14 protein-coding genes are annotated in these 15,802 nt (G+C 67.4%); 2 read left to right on the forward strand and 12 right to left on the reverse strand.

The window, feature by feature from the left end; all coding sequences use genetic code 11:
* Positions 1–7: 7 nt before the first annotated feature.
* The 8 genes from murD to ABTV68_RS12830 form a co-directional block, all read right to left on the reverse strand.
* A complete protein-coding gene (gene murD, locus ABTV68_RS12795) occupies positions 8–1,510 on the reverse strand; it encodes a UDP-N-acetylmuramoyl-L-alanine--D-glutamate ligase (RefSeq protein ID WP_433674079.1) in 1,503 nt (500 codons plus the stop codon).
* On the reverse strand, positions 1,507–2,640 hold the full coding sequence (gene mraY / locus ABTV68_RS12800) for a phospho-N-acetylmuramoyl-pentapeptide-transferase (RefSeq protein WP_433674080.1): 1,134 nt from the start codon (positions 2,638–2,640) through the stop codon (positions 1,507–1,509). Before mraY ends, murD begins: the two co-directional genes overlap by 4 nt.
* The gene (locus ABTV68_RS12805) at positions 2,637–4,049 is read right to left on the reverse strand and encodes a UDP-N-acetylmuramoyl-tripeptide--D-alanyl-D-alanine ligase (RefSeq protein ID WP_433674081.1); all 1,413 of its coding nucleotides are present in this window, start codon (positions 4,047–4,049) and stop codon (positions 2,637–2,639) included. The genes mraY and ABTV68_RS12805 overlap by 4 nt, the downstream gene beginning before the upstream one ends.
* A 30-nt stretch (positions 4,050–4,079) precedes the next feature.
* A complete protein-coding gene (locus tag ABTV68_RS12810) occupies positions 4,080–5,888 on the reverse strand; it encodes a peptidoglycan D,D-transpeptidase FtsI family protein (protein WP_433674082.1) in 1,809 nt (602 codons plus the stop codon).
* Between the two features lie 40 nt (positions 5,889–5,928).
* A complete protein-coding gene (locus tag ABTV68_RS12815) occupies positions 5,929–6,588 on the reverse strand; it encodes a hypothetical protein (protein WP_433674083.1) in 660 nt (219 codons plus the stop codon).
* Complete coding sequence (gene rsmH, locus ABTV68_RS12820; RefSeq protein ID WP_433674084.1) at positions 6,585–7,538, reverse strand: 16S rRNA (cytosine(1402)-N(4))-methyltransferase RsmH; 954 nt, start codon at positions 7,536–7,538, stop codon at positions 6,585–6,587. Before rsmH ends, ABTV68_RS12815 begins: the two co-directional genes overlap by 4 nt.
* Before the next feature lie 100 nt (positions 7,539–7,638).
* A complete protein-coding gene (gene mraZ / locus ABTV68_RS12825) occupies positions 7,639–8,070 on the reverse strand; it encodes a division/cell wall cluster transcriptional repressor MraZ (protein WP_433674085.1) in 432 nt (143 codons plus the stop codon).
* 336 nt (positions 8,071–8,406) lie between these two features.
* Entirely contained in the window at positions 8,407–8,820 is a 414-nt protein-coding gene (locus ABTV68_RS12830) for a DUF3040 domain-containing protein (RefSeq protein ID WP_433674087.1), read from the reverse strand.
* Positions 8,821–8,914: 94 nt separating this feature from the next.
* Here ABTV68_RS12830 and ABTV68_RS12835 point away from each other — a divergent pair, with 94 nt between their 5' ends.
* A complete protein-coding gene (locus ABTV68_RS12835; protein WP_433674088.1) occupies positions 8,915–9,988 on the forward strand; it encodes a polyprenyl synthetase family protein in 1,074 nt (357 codons plus the stop codon).
* A 13-nt stretch (positions 9,989–10,001) separates the two neighbouring features.
* Here ABTV68_RS12835 and ABTV68_RS12840 read toward each other — a convergent pair whose 3' ends face one another.
* Positions 10,002–10,307, reverse strand: a complete 306-nt coding sequence (locus tag ABTV68_RS12840) for an Rv2175c family DNA-binding protein (protein ID WP_433677609.1) — start codon at positions 10,305–10,307, stop codon at positions 10,002–10,004.
* Between the two features lie 116 nt (positions 10,308–10,423).
* Here ABTV68_RS12840 and pknB point away from each other — a divergent pair, with 116 nt between their 5' ends.
* A complete protein-coding gene (gene pknB, locus ABTV68_RS12845; RefSeq protein WP_433674089.1) occupies positions 10,424–12,589 on the forward strand; it encodes a Stk1 family PASTA domain-containing Ser/Thr kinase in 2,166 nt (721 codons plus the stop codon).
* Between the two features lie 131 nt (positions 12,590–12,720).
* On the opposite strand, the gene ABTV68_RS12850 is transcribed toward pknB, so the two are convergent.
* The 3 genes from ABTV68_RS12850 to ABTV68_RS12860 form a co-directional block, all read right to left on the reverse strand.
* A complete protein-coding gene (locus tag ABTV68_RS12850) occupies positions 12,721–14,052 on the reverse strand; it encodes a class II 3-deoxy-7-phosphoheptulonate synthase (protein ID WP_433674090.1) in 1,332 nt (443 codons plus the stop codon).
* Between the two features lie 64 nt (positions 14,053–14,116).
* Entirely contained in the window at positions 14,117–14,803 is a 687-nt protein-coding gene (locus ABTV68_RS12855; RefSeq protein ID WP_231092039.1) for a lysophospholipid acyltransferase family protein, read from the reverse strand.
* The gene (locus tag ABTV68_RS12860) at positions 14,800–15,738 is read right to left on the reverse strand and encodes an ROK family glucokinase (RefSeq protein WP_433674091.1); all 939 of its coding nucleotides are present in this window, start codon (positions 15,736–15,738) and stop codon (positions 14,800–14,802) included. The genes ABTV68_RS12855 and ABTV68_RS12860 overlap by 4 nt, the downstream gene beginning before the upstream one ends.
* Between the last annotated feature and the right edge of the window lie 64 nt (positions 15,739–15,802).

Consider the following 15,802-nt stretch of genomic DNA (forward strand, 5'->3'; position numbering starts at 1 on the left):
TGTTCGTCTACTGGCTGTCTGCGATCCCGAGGCGGCTGCGCACCGCCGCGGCGAACTTCGCGCCACGGTCGTCGTAGCCGCTGAACTGATCGAAGCTGGCCGCTGCGGGAGCGAGCAGAACGGTTCCGCCCTCCTCGACCACCCCCGCAGCCAGTTCCACCGCGCGCGGCATGACCCTCTCAGTGTCCGTCTCGTCCACTTCGAACACGGGCACGTCGGGCGCGTGTCGTGCGAACGCCGCCACGATCTCCGACCGATCCGCACCGATCACCACGGCGGCGGCAGCAGCGGGACCGCGCAATGCGACCAGCTCACTGATGTCGACGCCCTTGAGCAGCCCGCCGAGCACCCACACCGCGCCCGGGTAGGCCGCCAGCGAGGACGCCGCCGCATGCGGGTTCGTGGCTTTGGAGTCGTCCACCCAGGTCACTCCGGCGAAGCGCGCAACCACCTCGATACGGTGCGGGTCGAGGCGGAACGACAGCAGGGCATCGTGGACCTGCTCCGGCGTGACGCCCAGCGAGCGAGCCAGCGCCGCGGCGGCAAGCGCATTGGCGACGATGTGCGGTGCACCGAGGTCGTGCTCGATGAGCTCCGCGACCGTCGCCAGTTCGAGTGCCGAGTGGCGACGGTCGTCGGTGAAGGCGCGGTCGACGAGGATCCCATCGACCACACCCAGATCGCTGAGCCCGGGAACGCCGAGATCGAAGCCGATCGCTCGCGCTCCCTCCACGACGTCGGCGTCCTCCACCATCTCCCGCGTGACGATGTCAGCCTTGTTGTAGACGCAGGCCAGGCGCGTGTTGCGGTAGACGACGGCCTTCGCGTCGCGATACGCCGCGAAGGACCCGTGCCACTGCAGGTGATCGTCGGCCAGGTTCAGGCACACGGACGAGTGCGGGACGGGAGCCCCGACTCCGTCGTTCAAGCCCAGGTACCACAGCTGGTGGCTGGAGAGCTCGACGACCAGCACGTCGAAGCCGGACGGATCGCGCACGGCGTCGAGGATCGGCGTACCGATGTTGCCACAGGGTGCCGCACGCAAACCACCGGCGACGAGCATCGTCGCGGTCATTCGCGTTGTGGTGGTCTTGCCGTTGGTGCCGGTGATGAACACCCAGTCGGCAGGGATCCCGCCGTCACGCGTGACCTTGTCGCGCACGCGCCAGGCGAGTTCGATGTCGCCCCACAGCGCGATACCGCTCTCCTGCGTCCAGCGGATGACGGGGTGATGCGGCGGGAAGCCGGGCGAGGCGATGACCACCTCGGGCGCGAAGTCGACCAGTTCCGCTGGCGGAGTCTCCAGGGAGCCGACGTGCAGCCGCGCCCCGATGACAGGAACCAGCCGGGCGTATTCTTCCGCAGCCGCCTCGGTGACGACGAGAACCTCCGCGCCGAGCTCCGTGAGCGTGTCGGCGACGGAGAAACCCGTGTCCGACAGGCCCAGCACCGCCACCCGGAGTCCCTTCCAGTCCGCGTACCAGCTGGTGAGGGAATCCAGACGACTCATGTGCGAGACAACCATTCGACGTAGAAGAGACCGATGCCCGACACCGCGAGTACGCCCGCGATGATCCACATCCGCACCACGATGGTGGCTTCCGGCCACCCGCGGAACTCGAGATGGTGGTGGAACGGACTGTTGAGGAAGAGACGCTTACCGCGCGTGAGCTTGAAGTACACACGCTGCAGGATCACCGAACCCGAGGCGAGGACGTAGACGCCGGCGATGAGGATCGACAGCAGCTCCGTGTGCGTGAGGACGGCCATCGCGGCGACGACACCGCCGATGGCCATGGACCCGGTGTCCCCCATGAAGACCTTGGCCTTCGGCGCGTTCCACCAGAGGAAGCCGGCCAGCGCGCCGATGAAGGCCGCCGAGACGATAGCCAGCTCCATCGGGTCGCGCGTGTTGTAGCACCCGGGGTACGATGCGGGATCGAGTTCGGCGACGCAGCTCTGTCGCGCCTGCCAGAAGGCGATCAGGCTGTACGCGCCCACGACGAAGATGCCGGAGCCCGCGGCCAGGCCGTCGAGACCGTCGGCGAGGTTCGCGGAGTTCGACATGGCGATGCCAATCACGGAGATCCACAGCAGGTAGATGATCCAGCCGAGCGCGACACCGATTCCCAGGACCGGAAGCCAGGTGCCGAGTGAGAAGGGATCCAGCAGCGGCAGGTCGCGGAAGAGCGACACGGCGGTGGAGCCGGGAGTGACTCCCCGGCTGTTCGGGAAGTTCAGCGCGCCCACCGCGAAGACGACGGCGACGAGCAGCTGAGCCGCGATCTTGCGCCACCCGGAGAGTCCGAGGCTGTTCTGCCGCTTGACCTTGAGGTAGTCGTCGATGAATCCGACCACCCCGAAGCCCACCATCATCCACAGCACCAGCAGGCTGGACGGCGTGGGTGGGAAGTCACCGGCGTAGCTGCCGACGAAGTACCCGACCAGCGTTCCAAGGATGAAGATGAGGCCACCCATCGACATCGTTCCGCGCTTGGCAGCGTGCTGCGGATTGTTCATGGCCTCCGGCGTGCGGATGACCTGACCCCATCCCCAGCGCTCGTACCACTTGAGGAACACCGGCGTCAGCAGCAGCGTGAACGCCATCGAGATGGCGGCAGCAGAGAGCAGTGACCTCACGAGAACAATTCTCCCATGCGGTCGCCCAGGAAACGCAGTCCCGCCGAGTTGGAGGACTTGACCAGCACGCGGTCGCCGTCGCGGAGCTCCGTGCGCAGATATTCGTAGGCTTCATCGGCCGTTTCAAAGAACACGGCTTCGCCGTCCCACGAGCCTTCGGCGATCGCGGAGAGGTAGAGGCGACGGGCGTCGCGACCGACCACGACGATGCGCTCGAACCGCAGCCGAACGGCGAGAAGTCCCACCTCATCGTGCGCGTCACCGGCGAACTCGCCGAGCTCGCTCATCGCGCCGAGCACAGCGACCTTGCGCTGACCGGGCTCGGCGATCTGTGCGACGGTGCGCAGAGCGGCGGCCATGGAATCGGGGCTCGCGTTGTAGGCGTCGTTGATGATGCGGACGCGGTCGCTTCCCATCGGCTGCATGCGCCACCGCTCCGCGATGCTCACTGTCTGCACTCTGGCGATCGCATCAGTGACTGCGACTCCCAGCGCCCGCGCCGCGGCGATCGCGGCCACCGCGTTCATCACGTGATGGGCGCCGAGCACCTGCAGGTGCACGCGGTGCTGCTCACCATCGACGGTGATGGTGAAGTCCGTGCCGTTCGCGGTGACCTCGACGTCGGAGGCACGCAGCTCGGCGTCGGCACCATGACCGAACCACACCACGCGCTCGTCGTTCTCCGCAGCGATCTCCGCCATGGTAGCCACACGCGCATCGTCGATATTCAGCACCGCCGTGCCGCCCGCCCGCACGGCCGCGATCAGGCGACCCTTCTCGTAGACGGTGCGCTCGATGCCGCCGAAACCGCCCGCGTGCGCCATCCCCACCATCAGGACCACGCCGACATCGGGGTTCACGAGTCCTGCAAGGCGGGCGATCTCGCCCGGACCGGACGCACCGAACTCGCTCACCAGGAAGCGGGTGGTGTCCCGTACGCGCAGCATCGTCAGCGGCGCGCCCACCTCGTTGTTGAAGGAGGCGATGGGAGCGACGGTCTCCCCCTCGTCGGCGAGGATGCGCGCCAGCAGGTTCTTCGTGGTGGTCTTGCCGTTGGATCCGGTGATCCCGACGATGCGCAGATCGCCGTGTGCGCGCACACGTGCGACCACTTCACGCGCGAGATCGGCGAGCGCCACGACGACATCGGCGACCACCAGCTGGGTGATCTCCTCCTCAACGACGTGGTCGACGATGGCGATGGCCGCGCCGTTCGCGCGGGCGGCACCGACGAAGTTGTGTCCGTCGGTCTGCTCACCGGGCTTGGCGACGAAGATGCCGCCCGCCGCGATCAGCCGGGAGTCGGTGTCCACCGCTCCCGAGACGACGGTGGCTTCGGTGTGCTCACCGTGAAGATGGAGAGCGGCGCCGATGGCGTGCGCGATCTCCGCGAGCGTGAGTGCGATCATGTGAAAGAGGTCTCCGAGTGGCGGAGCGGCTCAACCGAACTTGGGAAGAAGATCGGTGAACGGCGTCTGAGACGGCATGACCCGGTAGTGCTTGAGAACCTGGGTCATCGCCTTCTGGAATGCGGGCGCAGCGGCCGTAGACGATCTTACCGTCGTGGGCTCCTTGAGCGTGACGATCACCACGTACTTCGGGTCGTCGGCGGGTGCGTAGCCGACCACCGACACGTCGTACAGGTTCGACTTGTACGACTGCGTCTCCGCGTCATAGGTCTGTGCAGTTCCGGTCTTCGCGGCGATGCGGTAGCCGGGGATCTTGATGAGGTCCGCGACGCCACCCTGCTCAGCGACGTTCTCGATCATCGTGCTCATCTGAGCCGCGTTCTGCTCGCTGAGCAGCCGCTCGTCGGGCGCGACCTTCGGCGTCGTGACGGTCCCGTCGGCGGACGTGCAGCTCTCCACGAGCTGCAGCGGCTTCTTGACGCCGTCGTTCGCGATCATCTGGTAGAAGCTCGCGACCTGCGGGGCGGTCACCTGGAAAGCCTGACCGAACGTGGTGGCGTAGCGGGTCTGGTTGTCCCACTCGGCCGCCGGGTGGAGGACTCCCGCCTGCTCACCATCGAAGTTGACGTTGGTCTTGGAGCCGACACCGAACTTCGCGAGGAAGTCGTGGCGGGCCTCAGGCGTCATCAGGTCGCCGAACTTGGACAGAGCCACGTTCGAAGAATCGATGAGCGCGCCGGCCAACGTGTAGTTGTAGGTGTCGTGCGAGAACGAATCTCCCACCTGAGCGCCGTTCGGGAACTCCTCCCACCCGGCGGCGGGCATGGTCGACATCGGGGTGGCCGCACCCGACTCGAGCAGCATCGCGGCCGTGGCGGCCTTGAAGGTGGAGCCGGGCTCGAACAGATCCTTGAAGATGTGGCCGTACCAGTCGTTGGGGTCGGAGGCGTCGATGTTGTTGGGATCGACGGTCGGCCACTCCGCAGCGGCGCGGATCTTGCCGGTGCCGACCTCGACGACGGTGACGCTCCCCCGCTGTGCGCCCTTGTTCTGCACCTCTTCGGCGATCATCTGCTGCAGGTACCAGTTGAGGTCGCGATCGATGGTGAGCTGCACGGTCCCGCCGTTCACCGCGGGGGTCTCCGACATGGAGCCCGGGATGATCTCTCCCCGCGAGCCCCGCTCGAACGTCTGGGATCCCGCGGTTGGGGTCAGGCAGGCGTCCTCCATCGCCTCGACGCCGGCCTGTGCGAACACTGTCCCCTTCTCCGGATCCGTTCCAGTGAAGCCGACGATGCTCCCCGCCACAGCCCCATCAGGGTACGTGCGCGACTCGTGCGACGGCATGGCGAGGTAGGGAATCTCCAGCGCCTTCAGCTTCTCCATCTGCGCGGTGGACAGTCCGGTGGTCAACAGCGCGTACTGACTCGACGGGTTGGCGGCGGCGTTGTCGGCGACGATCGTTCGGATCTCGTCTCCGGTGAGGCCGATGATCGCCGCGATCTTGTCGGCGACCCCGTTCCACTCCTCCTTCAACGGGATCTTGTTGCCGTCCTTGTCCAGACGCTCGATGGTGTTGAGGTAGTGCGGGTCGATCACCGCGTCGTAGGTGACGTTGCTGATGGCGAGGACGGCGCCGTTCGCATCGACGATCTCGCCGCGCGTGCCCGCGATCGGCCGCGACTGCTGAGTGCTGAGCTTGGACTCCGCGACGTACTCCGCCGCGTTGACCACCTGGATGTCCACCAGGCGCACGCTGAACGCCACCATGAGCACACTCACCGTGCCGAAGACCGCCACCGTGCGTCGCCGACGGATCCGTGTGTCCTTGGGGGTCATGCTGCCTCGTCTGCTCGCGTCGTTGGCGGGTGGATGGCTGTCAGTGGGTCTCGGGGGTGGGGAGCCCCTCGCTGATAGCGGGGGGCTGCTGCGGGAGCTCGGGCTGCGTGGCTGTGGACTCCGGCGTCGCGAGCTCGGTGGCCGTGCCAGCGGCCCCGGCTGTCGATTCTTCCGGTGCTGTCACGGGGGCAGTCTGCCCCGTCAGCGTGGACGACGGGTCGATGACCAGCGGCGTGTTCTTGATCAGCTCATTGCCGACGGCCGCTCGTCCCTTCGCGTCGATGCTGGACACCGCCGCAGCGGACGGGGTTCCCAGCAGAGCGGCATCGCTCAGTCGCAGATATGCCGGGGCTCCCCCCACACTCATGCCGGCCGCCGTCGCGTTCGCCGCGAGGTACTGCGGAGAGCTGAGCCCCGCCACCTCGTCGAACAGCGCCTGAGCATCGACCGTGAGCGAACGCTGCTGCTCGGTGAGATCGACGATGCGGTGCGTGGTCTGGGTCGACGCGATCGAGAAGAACAGCTGCGCGGCCACGATCAACACCACGCCGATGATCGCCGTCAGACCGTAGACGGTCTGTGGCCGACGACGGCGCGCGGGGGCGTCGAGCGGACGCAGGTGAGTGCGCGGTGCGCCGACCTGCCGCGCGGGCCGGGGCTGGATGCGTGGCGCGGCGCTCAGTGCCGACGTGGCGCTCATGCGGACTCCCGGATTCGTTCGACGGCGCGCAGACGCACCGGTGTGGCACGGGGGTTGCGCTCCCGCTCCTCTTCGGAGGCGAGCTCAGCCCCCTTCGTCAGGGTGCGGAAGCGCGGAGCGTGCTCTTCCAGCTCAACCGGCAGCCCACGTGGAGCGGTGGACGCGGTGGCCGCGGCGAAGGCGCGCTTGATGATGCGATCCTCCAGCGACTGGTACGACATCACGACCAGCCGCCCACCCACGGGCAGCAGATCGAGAGCAGCGGGGATGGCGGAACTCAGCACCGACAGCTCGCTGTTGACCTCCACCCGCAGCGCCTGAAAGACCCGCTTGGCCGGGTGTCCTGCTCGCTGTGCGGCGGCCGGCGTTGCGGCGGTGAGGATCTCCACCAGTCGACCAGAGGTCTTGATCGGAGCCTCCTGTCGTGCAGCGATGATGAACCGCGCGTACCGACCAGCGAGCTTCTCCTCGCCGTAGATCTCGAAGATCCGGCGCAGCTCCCCCTCGCTGTAGGTCGCGATGATATCCGCCGCGGTGCGTCCCGCGCTCTGGTCCATCCGCATGTCCAGCGGCGCGTCCTTCGAGTACGCGAAACCGCGCTCCGCCTCGTCCAACTGAAGGGAGGAGACGCCCAGGTCGAACAGAATCCCGTCGGCGTGGTCGAACCCGCTGACGTGCACCGCGTCGGTGATGCCGTCGTAGACGGTGTGGACGAGGTGAACGCGTCCGGCGTGCGGTGCGAGCCGCTCCCCCGCGATGCGCAGGGCGTCGGTGTCTCGGTCGAGTCCGACGAGCTCCACATCGGAGAATCGCCCGAGGAGCGCGGAGGAATGACCACCCATGCCGGTGGTGGCGTCGACGAGGACGGCTCCCGGGTGCGCGAGCGCCGGGGCCAGCAGCTCGACGCAGCGCTCGAGGAGGACGGGGATGTGGATGTCTTCGATGCTCATGATCTCTTCGGGTGGGGCCTGGGCTCTGATTCCCCTCCGACCCGACCTGCCACCGGGGAAGTGGCGTCAGGGCGAGTCAGCTGGGAGTCGGAACACAGGCTCAGAACAATCCCGGAATCACCTCCTGCTCCATGTCGGCGTAACTGGATTCATTGGCCTCGACGAAGTCGTTCCAGGCCTGGGCGTTCCAGATCTCGGCGTGTGCGCCGACTCCGGTGACCACCAGTTCCTTCTCCAATCCCGCATACGCGCGCAGGCTCTGCGGGACCGTGATGCGGTTCTGGCTGTCGGGCATCTCGGCGCTGGCGCCGGAGAGGAACATGCGCATGAAGTCACGCGCCTGCTTGTTGCTGAGCGGGGCTTGCCGGATCCGCTCGTGCACCGACTCGAACTCCGCGGTGGAGAACACGTAGAGGCAGCGCTCCTGACCACGGGTGATGACGACACCGCCCGCCAGATCCTCGCGGAACTTGGCGGGCAGGATGATGCGTCCTTTGTCGTCGAGCTTTGGTGTGTGCGTACCCAGCAACATCGGCCGTCACCCCCTCTGTCGTCCGGCCCGTCAGAAGTTGGCTCCACAATACTCCACTTCCCTCCACTTCCCTAGGAGTTCTGTGTTCTCGGGCCGGGACTCTGCTGAGAGAACCGCAGAATTTCGCGGTTCGACGCGGTGGAGGGAATTCCGTCGACACCGGTGGCGCGGACGGCGTCGTTCAGCAAGCGGACTCGGCGGCGCGCGCGGAATTCCGCGGATCTTCGCCCCGGGGAGGAAAGTGGAGGACGAATGGGGAGCGAAGTGGAGGACGACTCAAAGGACACAAAAAAGGGCGCCGACCCGAAGGTCGGCGCCCGAAGACTGCGGCGTGTTCTAGTCGTCAGAATCCTGGCGACGCTCCCAGCGCTCGTTCATGCGGTCCATGAACCCGGCACTACCACCGGTCGAGGAGCGGGGACCGGAGGGACGCGAGGACTCCCGGTGGAGTTCCTCCTCGTCGAACTCCAGGGTCGGCTCACCCCGACGCGCTCCCACCATGATCCCGATGAACATGAGGGCGACGCCCACAACGCCGATGATGATGCCGACGGCGGCGATGTTGCGGAAGAGGGAGACGCCCGCGATCAGCGCCCCCAGACCGGCGACGACGAGCAGCGCGCCGAAGACCAGATTGCGGTAGGTGAATGGACGACCGGCGGAGTCGGCACTGACCACGTCAGCGTCGTTGTGGAGCAGGTTGCGCTCCATCTCGTCGAGCAGTCGTTGCTCCTGTTCGGAGAGTGGCATTGTGCCCCCCTTGCGTCGTCCTGATGGCGGGCCAGATGTTGTGCTTCGCCTGACTCCCCAGTCTAAGCCCGTCCGCCGGAACTAGGCTAGGTCCGTGACCTCTTCGCACTCCGTTCCCGAGGCCGTTTCCCAGCGTCTGCTGAGCTTCGTGGCGGCGCGTCGCGAAGCCGCCCTGGTCGACAGCCCGGAGGCGTCGCTGGTGATCGACGCGGCCGCCTCGTCGCTGACCGGGGGAAAGCGCCTGCGGGCACGATTCTGCGAGACCGGATGGCGCGCTGTCTCCCCCGCCATCGGTGCAGCCAGCATCATCGATGCCGCCGCGTCGCTGGAGATCTTCCAGGCCGCCGCTCTGGTGCACGACGACATCATCGACAACTCCGATACCCGCCGAGGCCGCCCGGCGGCGCATCGAGCGCTGGAGGGCATGCACATCGCACGCGGTTGGACCGGCGACGCTGCCGCGTTCGGCCGGTCCGCGGCGATCCTGCTCGGAGACCTGCTGGTGGCGTGGAGCGACGACCTCTTCGAAGACGCGCTGGGGTCACACCCCGCACCTCGCCTCGCGCGCGAGGAGTATGCGCGGATGCGACGAGATGTGACGCTCGGCCAGTTCCTCGACATCGCGCAGGAGTCGGCCTGGATCACCCAGCCGGACGACGAGCACGCGGACCGCGCTCTCGAGGTGGCCTCGCTGAAGTCGGCCCGATACAGCGTGCTGCAGCCGCTGGTGATCGGAGCATCCATCGGCGGAGCGAGCGACGAGCAACTCGATGCGTTGCGCGCGTTCGGGCTCCCGATCGGGCTCGCATTCCAGCTGCGCGACGACGTACTCGGCGTGTTCGGCGACACCGCCATCACCGGGAAACCGAGTGGCGATGACCTTCGTGAGGGAAAGCGCACCCTGCTGATCGCCTATGCGCGGGAACGGATGGATTCGCATTCGCGTGCCGCGCTCGACACGGATCTCGGCCGCGCCGATCTCGATGACGCCGACGTGGCCCGGCTCCAGGCGGCGATCATCGCGACCGGAGCACTGGACCGCGTCGAGCAGCGCATCACGGCGTTCACTGCCGATGCGGACGAGGCGCTGGCTTCGGGCGTGTTGGCGGCGGACGCGGTGGCCGATCTGCGCACGCTCGCCCACGCCGCCACCGCGCGCACCTCCTAGAAGGCGGCGCCTGTCAGCCGAGGGCGACTGCGACCCGACGGACTTCGCTCTTGCGTCCGGCGAGCAGCGAGTTGATCGGCGCGTCGCCGATGGTGGGCTCCTCGTTCAGGAGCCAGTCGATGATCTCGTCGTCGGAGAACCCGGCGTCGCCGAGCACGATGATCGTGCCGCGCAGCGACGACAGCGGACGACCGTCGACGATGAAGATCGAGGGCACCTGGAACACGCCGTTGCGCTTGCTGCCGACGAGGGCACGCTCATCGATGAATCGTCGAACACGGCCGAGGGATTCGTCGAGCGCCTCGACGAGGTCGGGCATCGCCAACCAGTCGGTGGAAACGGGGTATTCGCCTGTGGCAGTCACCCCTCCAGTCTCTCATCCGCAGACGCGCGGCGCTCCCGGGCTTGAGCAGAATTGCTCCGTAGACTCGATGGGTGACCTCTCACCAGACCGCCGACCCGCTGATCGGGCGGCTTGTCGACGGTCGGTATCGGGTGCGTGCGCGCATCGCGCGCGGCGGAATGGCGACGGTCTACGTGGCCACGGATCTGCGTCTTGAGCGTCGTATCGCGCTGAAGGTCATGCACAGTCACCTCAGCGACGATTCGGTGTTCCAGAGCCGGTTCATCCAGGAGGCGCGTGCCGCGGCTCGTCTCGCCGACCCCAACGTTGTCAATGTCTTCGACCAGGGTCAGGACGGCGAGCTCGCCTATCTGGTGATGGAGTACCTCCCGGGAATCACCCTGCGCGAGCTGCTGAAGGAGCAGCGCCGACTGAGTGTCTCGCAGGCCGTCACGATCATGGACGGCGTGCTGAGCGGGCTGGCGGCCGCGCACCGTGCCGGCATCGTGCACCGCGATGTCAAGCCGGAGAACGTGCTCCTCGCCGAGGACGGACGCATCAAGATCGGCGATTTCGGTCTCGCCCGCGCCACTACGGCGAACACGGCGACAGGCCAACAGCTGATGGGCACCATCGCGTATCTGGCACCGGAGCTCGTCACCCGCGGCACCGCGGATGCCCGCAGCGACATCTACGCCCTCGGGATCATGCTCTACGAGATGCTCGTGGGCGAGCAGCCGTTCCGCGGCGAGCAGCCGATGCAGATCGCCTTCCAGCACGCCACGGAGTCAGTGCCCCGCCCCAGCGTTCGCAACCCCGGTGTGCCCGAGCAGCTGGATGAGCTGGTGCTGTGGTCGACCGAGCGTGCCGCGGATGATCGTCCCCTGGACGCGCAGGTCATGCTCGATCGGCTGCGCGAGATCGAGCGGGAACTCGGAATCACCCCGGTCATCACGCGCAGCGAGCCGTCCTTCACCGCCGGTCTGGCCATTCCGGAGGATCAGGGCTCGAGCGGCGGGTTGACCGCCGTCCTCCCCCGCGAGTCCGCTCCGGTCCTTCCGCTTCCCGCCACGGACTCACTCGCCCCGGTCGACAACTCCGCACGGCTGCGTGCGGTCACGCGTCGCAACCGTCGGAAGGGCGGCTGGCTGCTGCTGATCACCCTTCTCGTCGCGGCGGTCGCGGGCGGCATCGGGTGGTACTTCGGATCGGGTCCCGGGTCTCAGGTCGTGATCGCCGACGTCGCCGGTCTCAGCGAGCAGGATGCCCGGGATCTTCTCGCCACCCAGGACATCGTCGTCACCAGTTCGCAGAAGGCGAGCCTCACGGTCCCGGCCGGCAGCGCGATCGGCACCGACCCGGCCGGCGGTGAGCACGTGGACAAGGGCACGTCCGTCGATCTCATCATCTCCAGCGGTCCCGCCCCCACCCAGATCGAGGATCTGTCGGGCGCCAACGAGGCCAGCGCCCGGGAGATCCTCGGGAATAAGAACATCACGGTATCGACCGTCACCTATCAGTTCACCGATGATCCCGCGGCGGGTCAGCTGATGAACCTCACGGTGGTCCCGGCGGCGGGAGATCCCTACGACTGCTTCACCGGCTGCGACGCCTTCGAGGGCGACAGCGCAACGCTCCTGGTCTCGAAGGGACCGATTCCCGTCGTGGCGGGCATGACGGTGGACGCCGCAACCACGGCATTCACCGATGCAGGCCTGAAGGTCAACACCGATCAGGTCAAGATCTTCACCGACGAGCAGCAGGCGAACATCGTCGTCGGCATCATGGATCGCGACGGCGGCGGCAACTGGCAGCCCGACGAGACGGTCACGCTGATCGTCTCGGCCGGAACCGTGCCTGATGTCTCGGGGCTCTCCGTCGGCAAGGCGACCGAGACTCTCACGGCCGTCGGGCTGCAGGTGGCGCCCAGCACCGTCGAGGAGTTCTCCAGCAGCATCGCCAAGGGTGACGTCATCCGCATCGAGGATCGCCAGGACGAAGGTCACTGGCGGGTGAACGACACGGTGACGCTCGTGACCTCGAAGGGTCCCGAGCTGTTCGCGATCCCCGATGTCGCGGGCATGACGCGTGATGAGGCGGCACAGGAGCTGCGCGACGCCGGCTTCAACCCCATCTACAACGGCCTGCTGAACCTGCTTCCGGACAGCTCCACCGAGGCGGTGGCCACCACGCCCGGTGCCGGTGAGATGCGCCCCAAGGGCACCGACATCACGATCACCATCCGTACGGTCCTGTAGCGCCCGCTCCCCTGCGTCGGCTGCCGAGCGCCGCGGGCGAAGTGCCACGGTGATCGACGTGGGAATCCGGAGCACACGCAGAAGCGGGGGTGCGGATCGAAGTCCGCACCCCCGCTTCGCGACGACGGGTGTCAGCGCGTCTCGAGCTCCTCGGCCACGAGGAACGCCAGCTCCAGGGACTGCATGTGGTTGAGGCGCGGGTCGCACAGCGACTCGTAGCGCGTGGCCAGGGTGGCCTCGTCGATCATCTCCGAACCGCCCAGGCACTCGGTGACGTCGTCGCCGGTGAGCTCGACGTGGATGCCACCCGGGTGGGTACCCACGGCGCGGTGCGCCTCGAAGAAGCCACGGACCTCGTCCACGACGTCATCGAAGCGACGCGTCTTGTAGCCGGTGGGCGTCGTGATGCCATTGCCGTGCATCGGGTCGGTGACCCACAGCGGCGTCGCGCCGGATTCCTTCACGGCCTCCAGCAGCGGCGGCAGGGCGTCGCGGATCTTGCCCGCGCCCATGCGCGTGATGAACGTCAGACGTCCAGGCTCACGCTCGGGGTCGAGCTTGTCGATCAGCGCCAGCGCCGTCTCCGGCGTGGTGGTGGGGCCGAGCTTGACGCCGATGGGGTTGCGGATCTTCGAGAAGTAGTCCACGTGGGCGCCGTCCAGCTCACGCGTGCGCTCGCCGATCCACAGGAAGTGACCCGACGTGTTGTACGGGGTTCCCGTGCGGGAGTCGATGCGCGTGAGGGGCGCCTCGTAGTCCATCAGAAGGCCCTCGTGGCCCGTGTAGAAGTCGACGCGACGCAGCTCATCGAAGTCGGCGCCCGCCGCCTCCATGAACTTGATCGCGCGATCGATCTCGGTGGCGAGACCCTCGTAGCGCGCGTTGGCCGGGTTCTTCGAGAAACCCTGGTTCCAGCCGTGCACCTCGCGCAGGTCGGCGAAGCCACCCTGCGTGAAAGCACGGATCAGGTTCAGCGTGGACGCCGCCATGTGGTAACCCTGCAGCAGTCGCTGCGGGTCGGCCGTGCGCGAGCCTTCGGTGAAGTCGTAACCGTTGACGATGTCGCCGCGGTATGCGGGCAGCGTCACGTCACCGCGGGTCTCCATGTCGCTGGAGCGCGGCTTGGCGAACTGCCCCGCCATGCGGCCCATCTTGATGACCGGCATGGAAGCGCCGTACGTCAGGACGACGGCCATCTGCAGGATGGTCTTGATGCGGTTCTTGATGTTCTCCGCGTTGGCACCGGCGAACGTCTCGGCGCAGTCGCCACCCTGCAGCAGGAAGGCCTCACCGGCAGCGGCGCGACCGAGGCGATACTTCAGGTCGTCGACCTCGCCCGCAAACACGAGCGGGGGGAACGAGGCAAGCTGCGTGGAAGCGGCGGCGACGGCATCTGCGTCGGGCCACTCCGGCTGCTGCTTGATGGGAAGCGAGCGCCACGAATCCAGATCTGCAAGGGACATTACTCGATCGTATCGTCCCCGCGAGGGCCCTCAGACCACCGTGACGCTCGGCGTCGAGCGCCGCTCAGGACGCGGGCTTCAGGCGGTCCTTGACGGTCGACGCGTAGACGTCCTCGTAGGTCTGCTCCCCCAGCTGTTGGATAGCGACCATGATCTCGTCCGTGATGCTGCGCAGGATGTACCGGTCGGATTCCATCCCCTCGAACCGCGAGAAGTCCAGCGGCTCTCCTATCACCACGCCGACCCGCATGATCCGCGGCATGCGTCGCCCGATGGGCATCATGGTGTCGGTGTCGACCATCACCACGGGAATGACGGGAACGCGTGCCTCCAGCGCCATGCGCGCGATACCTGTCCGGCCGCGATAGAGGCGGCCGTCGGGGCTGCGGGTGCCCTCCGGGTAGATCCCCAGCAGGTCACCGCGACCGAGCACCTGCAGCCCGGTGTTCAAAGACGCCTCGGATGCCTTACCCCCCGAGCGATCGATCGGCAGCTGCCCGGTTCCGATGAAGAACAGCTTGGTCAGCCAGCCCTTGATGCCCTTGCCGGTGAAGTAGTCGCTCTTCGCCAGGAAGGTGACGGGCCGATCGAGCATGAGCGGCAGGAAGATCGAGTCGGCGAAGGACAGGTGATTGCTGGCGAGAATGGCGGCTCCTGAGGCCGGGACGTTTCGCCGCCCCGTGATCCAGGGCCGGAACACGGCCTTGACCACGGGTCCGATGACCACGTACTTCAGGAACCAATAGATCACTCGCTGCCCTCCCTGGCGAGATCGGCGACGCCGATCACACCGGCATCGTTGACCAGCTGGGCGATGGTGAAGTCCCCACCCGGGCGGTTGCCGTGCGCCGGCAGATACTGATGATAGGCCTCGCGCATGGGAGCGAGAAGAACCTCGCCGAGCTGTGACACACCCCCGCCGATCACGAACACGGCGGGATCGAACGCCGCGGAGAACGTGCCACAGGCTTCGCCCAGCGCGGAGGACACGGCGCGCAGCGCCTCAAGGGCGCCCGGGTCTCCCTCGAGCACCAGGCGCGAGATGGTCGCGCCCTCGAGAGAACCCTCGGCGGCGCGTGCCGCGGCGAGCCCGCCGCCGATGCCGCCCGCGTCAGCGAGTTCGCCGGCGACGCGCTGCAGCGCGCGTCCGGAGGCATACTGCTCGACGCAGCCGCGCTGACCGCAGCCGCACATGAGACCGTCACGCTGGAAGCGCATGTGGCCGAGCTCGGCGGCGGCACCGAAGCCACCGCGGAACAGCTCGCCGTTCACGATGACCGCACCGCCGATGCCGGTTCCGATGGTCAGCATCATGAGGTCCTTGATGCCACGACCCGCGCCGAAGCGGTACTCCGCCCAGCCGGCCGCATTCGCGTCGTTCTCGACGACGACGGGAAGATCGAGCCGCTTCTCCAGCCGCTCCTTCAGCGGCTCGTTGCGCCAGGCGAGGTTCGCCGCGTACGTGACCACGGCACGGCCCCGGTCGATGAAGCCGGCTGCGGCGACGCCGACCGCGCCCACCTCGTGCTCGGTGCGCAGATCTGCCACCATCGCCGCCACCGCGTCTTCGATGCCTGCGGAGTTCTCCGGGGTGGGGGTACGTCGCGGCGAGAGCAGCTCACCGTCTTCAGTGACCACGCCGCCCGCGATCTTGGTTCCGCCGATGTCGATGCCGATGGTGAGCACGCGTTCGTGGTCCTTCCCGCACGCACCCGCGTGCGCACGATCAAGAAGTCTACCGAGCGCGGTG

This window comes from Microbacterium gorillae (assembly GCF_050990725.1).
Taxonomy (GTDB): domain Bacteria; phylum Actinomycetota; class Actinomycetes; order Actinomycetales; family Microbacteriaceae; genus Microbacterium; species Microbacterium gorillae_A.